Source organism: Buttiauxella sp. 3AFRM03, from assembly GCF_003675305.1.
Lineage (GTDB): Bacteria > Pseudomonadota > Gammaproteobacteria > Enterobacterales > Enterobacteriaceae > Buttiauxella > Buttiauxella ferragutiae.
This window is the reverse complement of sequence record NZ_CP033076.1, coordinates 172616-185268: the sequence shown is the minus strand read 5'-3', so window position 1 is coordinate 185268 and position 12653 is coordinate 172616. Positions and strand designations below refer to the sequence as shown.

12 protein-coding genes are annotated in these 12653 nt (G+C 47.1%); 5 read left to right on the top strand and 7 right to left on the bottom strand.

The window, feature by feature from the left end:
* The first annotated feature begins 12 nt into the window (after positions 1-12).
* A complete protein-coding gene (locus tag D8682_RS02145) occupies positions 13-984 on the top strand; it encodes a LacI family DNA-binding transcriptional regulator (RefSeq protein WP_064547022.1) in 972 nt (323 codons plus the stop codon).
* Positions 985-1217: 233 nt separating this feature from the next.
* Here the strand turns inward: D8682_RS02145 and D8682_RS02140 are convergent, their stop codons facing one another.
* Positions 1218-1997, bottom strand: coding sequence for a hypothetical protein (locus D8682_RS02140; protein WP_064547024.1), 780 nt, complete (start codon positions 1995-1997; stop codon positions 1218-1220).
* A gap of 350 nt (positions 1998-2347) precedes the next feature.
* Here D8682_RS02140 and D8682_RS02135 point away from each other — a divergent pair, with 350 nt between their 5' ends.
* Positions 2348-3151 (top strand): hypothetical protein, encoded by an 804-nt coding sequence (locus tag D8682_RS02135; protein WP_121813382.1) that lies wholly within the window; start codon positions 2348-2350, stop codon positions 3149-3151.
* A 248-nt stretch (positions 3152-3399) separates the two neighbouring features.
* Here the strand turns inward: D8682_RS02135 and D8682_RS02130 are convergent, their stop codons facing one another.
* Together D8682_RS02130 and D8682_RS02125 are read right to left on the bottom strand one after the other, a co-directional pair.
* Positions 3400-3864, bottom strand: a complete 465-nt coding sequence (locus tag D8682_RS02130; RefSeq protein ID WP_121813381.1) for an NUDIX domain-containing protein — start codon at positions 3862-3864, stop codon at positions 3400-3402.
* Positions 3865-3966: 102 nt separating this feature from the next.
* Positions 3967-4725 carry a hypothetical protein gene (locus D8682_RS02125; RefSeq protein ID WP_064547028.1) on the bottom strand — a complete coding sequence of 253 codons (759 nt, stop codon included), beginning with the start codon at positions 4723-4725 and terminating at the stop codon, positions 3967-3969.
* A gap of 437 nt (positions 4726-5162) precedes the next feature.
* Here D8682_RS02125 and D8682_RS02120 point away from each other — a divergent pair, with 437 nt between their 5' ends.
* Positions 5163-6116, top strand: coding sequence for a hypothetical protein (locus D8682_RS02120; protein WP_121813380.1), 954 nt, complete (start codon positions 5163-5165; stop codon positions 6114-6116).
* A gap of 68 nt (positions 6117-6184) precedes the next feature.
* Here D8682_RS02120 and D8682_RS02115 read toward each other — a convergent pair whose 3' ends face one another.
* A complete protein-coding gene (locus D8682_RS02115; protein WP_121813379.1) occupies positions 6185-7471 on the bottom strand; it encodes an esterase-like activity of phytase family protein in 1287 nt (428 codons plus the stop codon).
* Between the two features lie 187 nt (positions 7472-7658).
* On the opposite strand from D8682_RS02115, the gene D8682_RS02110 reads away from it, so the two are divergent.
* Entirely contained in the window at positions 7659-9197 is a 1539-nt protein-coding gene (locus D8682_RS02110) for a methyl-accepting chemotaxis protein (protein WP_121813378.1), read from the top strand.
* A 69-nt stretch (positions 9198-9266) separates the two neighbouring features.
* Here D8682_RS02110 and D8682_RS02105 read toward each other — a convergent pair whose 3' ends face one another.
* Complete coding sequence (locus D8682_RS02105) at positions 9267-10379, bottom strand: cobalamin-independent methionine synthase II family protein (protein ID WP_121813377.1); 1113 nt, start codon at positions 10377-10379, stop codon at positions 9267-9269.
* A 241-nt stretch (positions 10380-10620) separates the two neighbouring features.
* Here D8682_RS02105 and D8682_RS02100 point away from each other — a divergent pair, with 241 nt between their 5' ends.
* Positions 10621-11538, top strand: coding sequence for a bestrophin family protein (locus D8682_RS02100; protein ID WP_121813376.1), 918 nt, complete (start codon positions 10621-10623; stop codon positions 11536-11538).
* 134 nt (positions 11539-11672) lie between these two features.
* On the opposite strand, the gene D8682_RS02095 is transcribed toward D8682_RS02100, so the two are convergent.
* Together D8682_RS02095 and D8682_RS02090 are read right to left on the bottom strand one after the other, a co-directional pair.
* Positions 11673-12173 carry a DUF1993 family protein gene (locus D8682_RS02095; protein ID WP_121813375.1) on the bottom strand — a complete coding sequence of 167 codons (501 nt, stop codon included), beginning with the start codon at positions 12171-12173 and terminating at the stop codon, positions 11673-11675.
* Positions 12174-12250: 77 nt separating this feature from the next.
* Positions 12251-12640: a rhodanese-like domain-containing protein gene (locus D8682_RS02090; protein WP_121813374.1), complete on the bottom strand. Its 390-nt coding sequence runs from the start codon at positions 12638-12640 to the stop codon at positions 12251-12253.
* Between the last annotated feature and the right edge of the window lie 13 nt (positions 12641-12653).

Sequence of the window (12653 nt, the reverse complement as noted above, 5' to 3'; positions counted from 1 at the left end):
CAAAGGATCAACATGTCGATAGATAAAGTGGCGCGAATGGCTGGAGTTTCTACCGCCACCGTTTCCCGGGTGCTGAATGGCAACCCTGCGGTGAAACCCGATACGCGCGACAAAGTGCTGGCGGCAATTGAGGCTTGTGAATACCAACCTAACCTGCTGGCGCGCCAGTTGCGCACTTCACGCAGCCGCATGTTGCTGGTGCTGGTGTCCAACATCACCAACCCCTTCTGCGCCCGCGTGGTGCGCGGTATCGAAGAAGAAGCGGAAAAACACGGTTACCACATTCTGCTGTGTAATTCTGAATCGCGTCTAACCCGCGAATCGGCCTATTTGCGCCTGTTGAGCGGCAAAGTGGTCGATGGTGTGATCACTATGGATGCCGTCAGTTGTTTGCCTGGATTAACGACGCTAATTGGTGACTCGCCGTGGGTACAATGTGGTGAAGGCGACCCCGGTTATCGTGCCTCGTCGGTGACTATTGATAACTTTAAAGCGGCTGCCGCCGCCGTCGACCACCTGAACAGCGCGGGTTACCAACGCATCGCTTTGATTAACGGCGATTTGCGTTATCTCTACTCCCAACAACGTGAAGCGGGTTATCGCGCATCCTGTGGCAAAAACTGGCAAGCGGTGGTGTATGCCGATGGCCTTGAATATCAGGCAGGCGTGCAGGCAATGGCCGAACTGTTCACCCTGCCAGAACCGCCGGATGCGGTATTCGCGATATCCGATGCACTGGCCGGTGGTGCGCTGCATTACGCCCATGAGCAAGGCCTGCGTGTACCTGAAGACGTGGCGATTATGGGCTTTGATGGCGTACCGTTTGGCGCAGTGACCTTCCCTCCTCTCACCACCATCGAACAACCGATGCACCAGCTCGGCGTACGCAGCGTGCAATTATTACTCGAGCGTATCGATAACCCGGAAGTCGAAACCGTGAATGAGATTCTGGACTGGAAGCTGGTGGTGCGGGGGTCGGTGTGAGGTCTATACCCTTCATACTTCAAGTTGCATCTTTGTTGGCTACGCTTACTCGCCCGAATCACTTAGTTTACTAAGCTCATCGGGACTCGTTCTCTTGCCGCCGCGATGCAACTCAAATGATTTTGGGTCTATAAGGTAGCTGAGCATTGCACTTCATCATCTGAAGTTCAATGCTCATTCCTGACTATAGGGCCGGGTCAGTCCCATCATGGTCACCTAAAGTTTTTCTGTAATCACACAATTGAGCGCTGTTCAATGGTTATGTTCGTTAACCAGAATTGCGCTTTAGATGAACGAGTACCATCTTCAGTTCCAAATACGTCCTCACAATATATATTTGTATCCATAGCCTTTTTGGCTGCGTAAAGCTTATCTTCTCTACGTATCGTCCCAAATGACTGGAAAATGACTTTCCATTTCGCATCACTGAGTAAATCAGCGAGGGTATACGTTCTTATATCCGAGTTATTACTTTTATGTTTATCAATGATAAATTGATCGATTGCACTACGATGTAGTATATAAAGAACAACACCATTGCCATCAATAATAGGCAACCTATTTCTTCCTGTTGTTTCCAATTTCTCTTCTAACACATTTTTCAGTAAATTAAGATTTGCGGCATCTCCAGGATCTTTTAATATTAAAGTTGTCACGTCAGTAGATGTCATATCAATAGCTACATCTTCCGCACTGATTTCACTTAGTTTTTGATCGCTGGTTAAGTGTCTGATGATCTGATTGGTTTGCTGAGTCGCAGCATCCATACTTTTTTGCGTATAATAAAATGCCAGCACAGTACCCATCCAGGTTGCCAAAAGAGGAAGAATTATATTAAGTATATCTTTAGTGTGAGCAAACCATTCCTTTTTATCAGGGTCATACAGGCCAACTTTAATAGCAGTGGCGCTTAAAACAGTAATTAAAGCCAACACAATACAGACAACGATAACACTCAGTTTATTTCGGAGTTTAGCTGTAATAAATGATTCATTTTCAGTGTTAGTTTCCATGATGTTACACCTTGCAAGTTAATTTTAGTCCCATAACCCTGGATAATATCAAGGGGTGTATCTATGATCTGCATATGCGTCCCCTTGGTACTCAACTAACTATTACAATGGCACAATGGATAAACTGTCATACAAAAGTTTAAATTTTTTAATTTGTTAATGCGGAAGTATTAAAGACTGTATATACCCGTCATCCTTCAAGTTGCAGGAGTGTTGGCTGCACTCATAAATCCCAGTCACTTACTCAAGTAAGCCCTGAGAATTTGCTCCCTTGCCGCCTACATGCAACTCGAATTATTTTGGGTATAGATGATACTTTAAATATGTTAAATCTTGCAAAGGGTGACCGTATGAATCACTTTATCCATTACATCAGAAGAGATATCCTTCTTCAAAAAAATGATGACATTGCTGCCCCGCCATTTTATGCGGCAAGAAAAAAAACTCCGGAATCTATATATTATCCCACTTATCACATAACAAGGTCTACGCAGGGGCCTGCAAGCCGCATTAAGCCGGGGGATGTTATCTGGATTGTCGCTCAATTGTATTCCCCTTGGGATTCTTGTTGGCAGCAGTTACCCCCTGGTTTAGACATGAAACTTATCGTGAAAAGCATTAGCCAAAAAGTTGTCAATGACCGCCCGTTACTGCGTTTTAGAGCCGCAGAAGGGTCAATGTGGTTTCCATATAAAAATGCCGTTGAGATTTTGATTGAATTGCAAACGTTGAACCAAAATAATACCGAGATGCGTTTATGGGGAAATCCAGAACAACAAATTGGTTACTATTTGCAGAGCATTAGGCAGCTAAAAGATGGAGCTAAACTTCAGGAATGGGCTTCGAATATCAATCTGGAACCCTTTGATTTTATCAGTTACAGAATTAAAGATGGGACATTCCAGGCATGGCTTCAGGTTGCCAAATTGATCCATGAAGAAAAAGTTGTATTTTGGGACCGCTGGACATTACCGAGGCGTATGGTCGAAAGACGCGAGTTTATCGATGACAAGATTTTAACTGACTTCCTTCAGCAAAAAATTCAGCAGTGTCGCCAGGTGATACCTATTCAAACCGATCTATATGGTGCACCGGGAAGCTATTCAGCACTGGAAAAGGCATACGCAATAGGTTTAGGAAAATTAAAACCTTGAGAAACAATTAACACTTTTCCACCATATATTTCTACAAACTAGCCATCCTCATAGCAGCTGTAGGCAGCTTCAAGGTAGAAGCGGACATGATCAGAGCAATACCCTGCGATAATCAAACGGCTGGACAGTTCACCCCGAGATGCTGAACATGCCCAGCATACAGAAAAAACCCCGTTCCTTCGGGGTCTAACACTTTATATAAAAAGGTTAAAACTCACGCTCCAAAACTATCGGGAAGTAGTTTAATCTCAGCCAAGTACTTTCATGGCTTCTTCAAGTCCATAACCAAAATAATCGGTCAAATAATCTGAATTAAAATTCTTGTCTTTCCAGCAGTTTTCTAATGGCAGACTGACCAATTCCGTAAATGGCTCGTCGTATTTATTGGTTATTTTAGGGCGTTTAGAAACATCGAGATTATTGAACCCTTCAACCAAAGCAGGTACGTTTTCAGTTTCTACGATAACAAATTTAGCACCCACAGCTTTTTTATGGGTAATCTCATTGCCCCATGGTTGATGGTTTTCAAGTTTAATACCCGTTTCTTCTTCAAGCTCACGAATAACGGTACCGAAGCTATTTTTATCTCTATTTTCAAATTTCCCGCCGGGGAGATGATATCCACGGCGTTCCTCGGGTGGATTTCCCGACTTGCCACCTTTGGCAACGAGCACGTATTTCCGATCAGTGAGTATGAGATATATTTTAGCCATAATTAATTCCTGTATTTATATATGAACAACTCTCACCGCACAGGCAAAGACTCAGATTGCCTGTGAGGGAGATTCTTATGCTCAGCTAATTAAATGTATTTTCTACAATGAAGTTATTTTATTGCTGAAAACATCTAGTGACTTATGACCCACTGATGGTTCAAATTGCTCGTGTGAATCAAGATCTAATGCAAAATCAGATACGTGATTAAGAGGTTTTGATTTTGGATTGAATACATAATAGAGATCCTGGCATTTTTTAAGCATGCCAGCAGTATCAATGTCTTTATTTTCTGCTTTAACCGTCACTTGATATACCTGGATAAAATCATTCAGTGTGACTTTGCTCATGTCGACAATTGAACGGTAGAGCACAAATGAGCTGACCTTATCGCATTTTGATTTCAATGATGTAGATGTCACCGTGCGTGACCACCCAGCAAAATCGAGGCGAACCATTGATGCACCTTCAAGAATAGCGCAATACCTGAGTACTTCGCTTTCAGAACCCTCAGTTGAACCAAAAAGAATATTGACAAACCCACTAACTATTGTTGCAACAGCAGATTTATTGTCGCCTGCAACGAAATCTGATACCGAATTATTCACAACGTCAGTAATATTTTTTGCATTATCTGACGTAAAGGCTTTTGTTTGATAAATAAAAGATTGTATTGAACTTATGGGAAACGTTCTATTGGTACCAAGCCCTGCCCCTAATAAATCTGTGTTTATTTTTTCTGCGTAATATTGAGTCTTTGACTGACCCAGAGCCATGAGAGTATCAAGATGAGCTGAGCACTCATCCCTTAACTCCGGGGATAGATCTTGACCAAGCAATGCTTTAGTAATTGCAGCCATAATGACATCTCCAATAACTATTAAACATCAGGAATGTTATTTTTTAAAATCGAAACTATTAATTTCGTCATTAACAATAACAAGATTGTTGGTGAAATTGAATTATGATTCCGCTGGCTTTCTGCATATATAATACTTTCAGTTGACACCAGCGATATTTCTAAATCTTTTCGCTGATATTTTTGTAACAAAAAAAAGATAACAGATCAAAATCAATAATTTCGCCGCTGACAAAAAATATTATTAATAATATCTTGAGTGTAATCATTCTGTGGTCACATCCCATTAACAAGTAATATTCCCAATTAATTCAGTACCGACCAGGTAGATCAAATCTCCCCGTGAAAATTTTGATGGCTTCTATACTGAAAACAAAGGTATTCTTGCAAATACATTCATAGAACTCATGTTCGTTCAATGGGGAGACTGGGAGCAACATGACGGTGCCGTACTCTTATGCTTTGCCCATTATTGCTGCGCTGTCGTTAGCCAGCCCGGTGAGTTATGCCGTTGATGCGAGCCGCCCTAAAAAGCATGCTGATGCGGTACTCGCGCTAATGAGTTACACCGTCTGGCCGGATATCACCGCCAGCGATCTGAATATCGATAACGGTACCAGCGGGACGCAAGAGCTATCCATTACCCAGTTCGGCGGTGGCGCAACCATCAGCAAGGAAGTCCCTCTCTATCTTGAAGGGACGATGGGTTACAGCCGTTATGACCCGCAATTTGTACTTTCCGACGGGACCCAAAGCCGCAAAATCCCGACCAAATGGAACAGTCTAACCGCCACGGGTGGCGTTGGCTGGGATTTTCACGTCTATACCGATAGATGGGGTGGCAACCTGGTATTGCGCCCAATCTTCAATTTCATGCTCGGCACCATGGCCAGTGACCTACGCATTGGCACTTATGTTTTCAAACGACGTACTAATAAAGATTTTGATTTTCTGAATGGTGGGCGGCTCAATGCCTATGGTTTGGGCGGTTCGCTAATGCTCGATTATGAATTGTTCTCAAAACCTCAGGATATCGATATCGAGTTGCGTTATTCCGACATGACTCTGCGCAGTTTTGGCAGCACATCCGAAGCCGTCAGAGGCGAGGCCAACACGCAAAATCTGGGCGTTTATCTGCGTCGTCGTGCACCTGTCTCGGACTGGACGTTGCTCAATAAGCCGCTACGTTATGTTCTGGAAGGGGCACATACCGAGTATTTGGGGGAGCAACGTGGGCAACTCGGTTTTAATAGCCTGACGTCGATGGGGTTAGGGTTCGAGCTAGATAGCAGTGATTATGATGTTTTCATCACCCGCACAAGACTGGTGGCGCGTTATATGTTTGGTAATAACACCAATGGTTACGGTTTAGGATTGGCGATGAGTTTTTAACGCGGGTTGAAGACAGCGGTTTTTGTAGGTCGGGTTAGCGTTAGCGTCACCCGACACATTTCGAATAATTACTTCAAGGCATCCGACAACTTAATCACCCACAGCTCGTTTTGCGATTCGGGTTTCTCCAGCGGTTTTATGGAGACTTTTGTGGCATCGGACTTGTCCACGACCGATTGCAGACCGAAATCGTTGTCATTAATCACCGCGATGGTTTGGTTATCGATCAGCGTCATACCTTCAGCTTTCTCTTGCTGCCAGCCGAGTTTACGCAAATCGACCACCTGCTTTTTCTCTGCCAGTTTGATGCCACGCGCTGTCAGTTGTGCCGCATCATCAAATTCAGGCGCTTTTTCTTTATCGAATGTGCTCAAGTCGCTAGCCTGGCTGAGATCGACGACATAAACCAGATTGCGCATTACTTTGTTTTTATCGCCTCCCTGTTCGATTACCAGCAGGCGGTTATCGTCCAGCGCCACAATGTCGCCAATTTTGGCGTCTTTGGCTTTCTTATAAACATCGACATCAATTGGGTAGCCATACATCACGGTTTGCCCCGTTTCCGGGTTGAAGCTCACCAGCCGAGTAAACTGCGCACTGTTTTTACTTTTACCGTCGATATCCAGCGTGCTTTGCACCGCCGCAATAATCCGCCCATCAGGCATCCGCGTAATACCTTCAAAACCACGGTTAGCCTGGCGCCATTTCAGGATATTCGGTAATCCACCCGCAACACCCTGCTCGCCTTGTTCTGCCTGCGGGCCGTATTTTTTGAGGATTTTTCCTTTGCCGTCGATGTTGATAATGAACGGACCGTATTCATCGCACAGCCAGTAACCGCCTTTGCCATCTGGCGTAATACCTTCGGTATCCAGCCCGCGTTTGTCGCTCGACAATGGCTGTAAAGTATCGCTGAGCGCGATTTCATTGGTCGCACCAATCAACCCTTCCGGCAGTGGCAAACCGCTGATTGGGCCGTTTTCGTCGTGCAATGCATGGGCATCAGTCGCCAGCGCTTTGCCATCGGCCACGCGGATGGTCATCAGCAGCGGAGTGTATTTAGGATTGGCAAAAATCTTTGATTCTTTGTCGCCGACTTTTGGTGAATCAGCATTGGGGCCGCGATCGGTAACGGTGGCAAAAAACAACTTGTCACCCTCTTTACCCATAAACTGCAAACCCGATCCCACGCCAACCGGCAATCCATCAGGGAAATTAGTAGCATAGGCGCCCTGATATTCAACATGGTCACCTTGTGGAAATGTGACAATGTAACGTTCAACTTGCGGATCTGCCGCCTGACTTGCCAGAGGGAATAAAGAGGTCAGTAATAACGCAAAAAGTTTTAATTTCATGCTGTTCGCTTCTCTTGTTTTTGGTCACCCATTTTGGGTTTACAAGATATAAAGCAGCCACATGACACAAATATGACTATTCTCTGGCGTGATTATTTCCGTGGCTAAATATCCCGCCCTTCTTGCCGATAACCTTGTTGTACTGGCTGAAACGAGTCAGATTATTTTTTCAACATAAGGGTATCGCATGTCCGTCAGGCGTTTTTCGATTTTAGTTTTCAGTACATTACTGATTATTTTTCTGGTTAGCACTGCATCCAACATCTGGTCATTAACTCGTAGCAATCAATCTCTGGATAACGTCAACCGCGAGATCCGCGTGGTGTTATCGGTCATTGACCCTATTAACCACAGCCGCACGATGCGTGTTCGCGCTATGGAAGCGTTAGAAGAACATGAGCAAGGGTTGAGTGAGCAAGGGAATACCGCACTCACCGGGGCGCAGGGGGTGTTGGTGAAGGCCAACTCTGCGTTTCAGGCATATCTTGATGCACCGAAACAACCAGGTGAACAAGTGCTGAGCGATGCTTATCAGAGTGCATTTGTTAACTATCGCGAGCAAGGTTTGCAACCGTTGCTTGATGCCGTGAAAGCCAACGATGCCGCGCGAGCTCGCGCTCTGGTGACGTCTACACTGCCACAACTCGACAGGCAATTTGAGGTGACGCTGGATAAACTGCTGGCATTTCGTCAACAGCACGCCCAGCAATTAAACCAGGATGCGCAGGCCAGTTTCAATCAGAGCCTGATGAGCATCGCTGTTTTTGCCCTGCTGTTCGCCGTAATTCTTGGCGCAGTATTCTGGCTGTTGAAAAAACGGGTATTGAACGAGCTGGATAAGGCGAAATCACACTGTACGGAAATTGCTAACGGCATGCTGCATACGCCGATTGTCGCCACCGCCAAAGATGAAATTGGCGCGATGATGCGCGAACTGGAGCAAATGCGTGTTTCGCTGGCGAGTATTATCGGCCAGGTACGTGAGTCGAGCCAGACCGTGGCTTACGCCTCTGAAGAGATAGCCGCAGGCAATACCGACTTGTCTGCCAGAACCGAAGAACAGGCGGCATCACTGGGTGAAACGGCGGCCAGTATGGAGCAGCTTACCGTTACGGTGAAACTGACCTCTGACCATTCACATCAGGCCAATAAACTGGCAAGCGGCATGTTGGTTGCGGCTAATGACGGCAATGAAATCGTCAGCGATGTGATTGATTCAATGCGTAATATTGAATCCAGCTCCAGCAAAATCGACAATATCATTAGCATCATTGAAGATATCGCTTTCCAGACCAATATCCTGGCGCTGAATGCAGCGGTAGAAGCCGCGCGGGCTGGCGAACAAGGGCGTGGATTTGCCGTGGTCGCATCTGAAGTACGCAACCTGGCGCAGCGTTCGTCCGTGGCCGCCAAAGAGATCAAAGAGTTAATTGAGTTGTCTGGCGAGCAGGTGAATATTGGCAGCAACCTGGTGAACCGTGCAGGCGAAAGCATGCAGCGTATTTCTAACGCGATTAAGCAAGTGACCAGTTTGATGGAAGAGATTGCGGTGTCTACCGGTGAACAGAGCCGTGGCATTGAGCAAATCAACCAGGCCGTGGTGCAAATGGATGTGGTAACACAGCAGAACGCCGCGTTGGTGGAACAAGCTTCCGCTGCGGCGATGTCACTAAAAGAGCAGTCACAGGCGCTAAATGAAACAGTAGCGGTGTTTAAGCTGGCGTAAGTATTGTGAAAGTGGTGGATGACGCGCAAGCGCGTATCCACCCTACAACACCGAATCCGACAAAACCGTTTACCACACCTTTTGGGCAAGCTCCGTCACCAGACGAACTTTATTCCACTGCTGCTCAGGCGTCAGGCTATTGCCCTCTTCGGTGGAGGCAAATCCACACTGGGGGCTCAGGCAAATTTGGTTGATATCGACATATTTCGCCGCTTCTTTGATTCTGTCTTCAATCAATTGTGGGTTTTCCAGCTCACCATTCTTGGTGGTGATCAAACCTAAAACCACCTGCTGATGACCCGGACGCACAAAGCGCAGCGGTGCAAAGTCGCCCGAACGATCATTGTCGTATTCAAGGAAGAACGCATCGACGTTCACGCTGCCAAACAGCACTTGCGCAACTGGCTCGTAACCCCCTTCTGAAATCCACGTTGAACGGAAATTACCGCGACAAACGTGCAGGCCGATGGTCAAATCGTCCGGTTTACCTTCCAGCGCTTTATTCAGCACTTGCGCATAAATCTGTGCGAGTTGGTCTGGATCATCACCGCGAGCGCGGATTTCTGCACGCTGGGCGTCGGAACATAAATAGGCCCACACGGTGTCATCAAGTTGCAGATAGCGGCAGCCTGCGGCGTAAAACGCCTGAATTGCATCACGCCATGTGGTGGCGAGATCGTCAAAATACTCTTTTAAATCAGGATATACCGTACTGTCGATGGCATTGCGGCCACCACGGAAGTGCAGCACACTCGGGCTTGGAATGGTCATTTTCGGCACTGCGTTACCGCTGATGCTTTTCAGATAGCGGAAATCTTCCAGCATCGGATGCGAACCAAAACCCAGTTTACCGATGACGCGCACGCTGTGCGCTTTGGTTTGCACGCCGTTGAACTGAATGCCCTGCTCAGATTCATAACGCTCCACACCTTGCAGACCGTCAAAAAAGTCAAAATGCCACCAGGTGCGGCGGAACTCGCCATCCGTCACCACATGCAGGCCACAAGCGCATTGCTGCTCAACTGATGCGCGGATGGCGTCATCTTCCACTTTGCGCAACTGAGTGGCGTCAATCTCACCGGCAGCAAATGCCTGACGGGCGTTTTTGATGGTGGCTGGGCGTAAGAAGCTACCGACAATGTCGGCACGGAATGGCGCGCGATGTGGCAAAGAGTGTGGCATGTGATTTCTCCGCTGACCTGGCTAACTAATTTAGCGAGGTGATAATTCATGGCTTGAATATTTAGCCATCTGGACGGCCATATTATGTAACGGAGAATGGCAGATGCGCGACTTGAGGACAAACGAAGATCTTTCATGGTTATTGAAAATAATTCATGTTGTTAACCCAGTGTGAAGTGTAAGTTGATCTGCGTCACAGTTTGCCGTTAAATATGATGTCCTGTTTTTGAGCCTCCTGATTATGATTGTTCGTCCGCAGCAACACTGGTTATTCCGCTTATTTGTCTGGCATGGTTCGGTTCTACAAAAAATCTATTCGCGCCTGCTGCTGAATGTCGCGTTGTCGATCAGCGTGATTTTCTTTCTACCGTGGTATGAAACGCTCGGTATAAAACTCACCATCGCGCCCTTCAGTATTCTCGGCGTGGCGATAGCGATATTTTTGGGTTTCAGAAATAGCGTCTGTTACGCCCGCTTTAACGAAGCCCGTACGCTGTGGGGGCAACTGGCGATTACTCAGCGCTCATTATTACGCGAGATCAAAAGCCTGCTGGGCAACCATGAAAACCAGGTCACGGAGTTTGTGAATTTGCAGATTGCGTTTAGCCATGCTCTGCGGCTGACATTGCGTAAACGCCCGCCTGAAGAAACACTGAAAAAATTCCTCACCAATGATGACTTACAATGGGTGATACAAAGCCACGCACCTTGTAATCGCGTATTGCTGTTGATGGGAGACTGGTTAGCCGATAAGCGCAAACAAGGCTTAATTTCCGACGTGGTGTGGAGCGCTTTGAATCATCATCTTAACGATCTTTCGGCGGTAGCCGGAGGTTGTGAGCGCATCGCCGGTACGCCAATCCCGTTCGCCTACACGCTGATTCTGCATCGCACTGTGTATCTGTTTTGTATCATGCTGCCGTTTGCACTGGTCACCGACCTGCACTACATGACACCATTTTTGTCGGTGTTTATTTCCTACACCTTTATTTCGCTCGACACGCTGGCAGAAGAACTGGAGGAGCCGTTTGGCACCGAAGACAATGACCTGCCGCTGGATGCCATCTGCAACACCATTGAGCGGGATTTACACGATATGGATGAGAATGAGCATCTGCCCGAGAAGTTGCGCCCAAATCGCCATTATCGGCTGAGCTAACAATACCCGTCATACTTCGAGTTGATGATGCGTTGGCTATGTTCGCTCACCCAATTCACTTAGTTGACTAAGCTCATCGGGATTCGCTCTCTTGCCGCCTTTCCTCAACTCGAATTATTTAGGGTATAGGTAGATTAGATTTGGCCCACAAAATCACGTTTGCCTAACGGCACGCCCGCCTGGCGCAGGATGTCGTAGGCGGTGGTGAAGTGGAAATAGAAGTTTGGTGTGGCAAATTTATACACGTAGTTGCGCGCGGTGAAACGCAGTTCGTGCTCGCGTGCCATCACCACAATTTGGCGCTCGTCATCACCATCGAGTTGCGCATCGCTAATCCCTTTCATGAACGCGATGGTGGCCTCGATACGCGCCTGAAGCTGCGCAATCGTGGTTTCGTTATCTTCCATAACTGGCGCTTCAACGCGGCCGAGGCGTGCAACGGCACGTTTTGCCATATCGGTGGTGATTTGCACCTGGCGCACCAGCGGATACATGTCTTCTGCAAGTGCTGCCGTAAGCAGGCTCTCTTCCGATTTGCCGTTCTCTTTCGCCCACCGGGCGGCCTTCTCAAGGATGGCCGACAAATTGGTTAAACCAAGAATGAACTGCGCATTAGTTTCACTGTAAATCGACATTGTGACTTCCTTTAGACATGACAAAGTGATGGCAAGATTACACTCACTTCTCGCCTCACGGATAGCAAATTCCGCGCTCAGGCGAAGCTAAATCCTTCATCTGCCCAACCGGTAATCCCACCAATCATTATTTTCACCGGACGCCCCAGGCGCGCTAATTTTAGCGCCGCGCGGTCTGCTCCGTTGCAATGCGGCCCGGCGCAATAAACCACAAACAAGGTATCTGCCGGCCACTGCGTCATGCGCTCAGCTGATATTTCACGATGCGGCAAATGTAGCGCTCCAGCAATGTGGCGACGGGCATAAGCTTCAGGGCTGCCGACAACATGCAGCAGCACAAAATCCATATCCCCTTCTTTCATCGCGCTGTGTACATCATCGCAATCAGTTTCAAGGTTCAGGCGCTGAAGAAAATGAGCGGCGGCAATTTCTGGGGCGGCAGCGGGAAAATCAGTAACGTGACTCATAAAACCTCCTCGT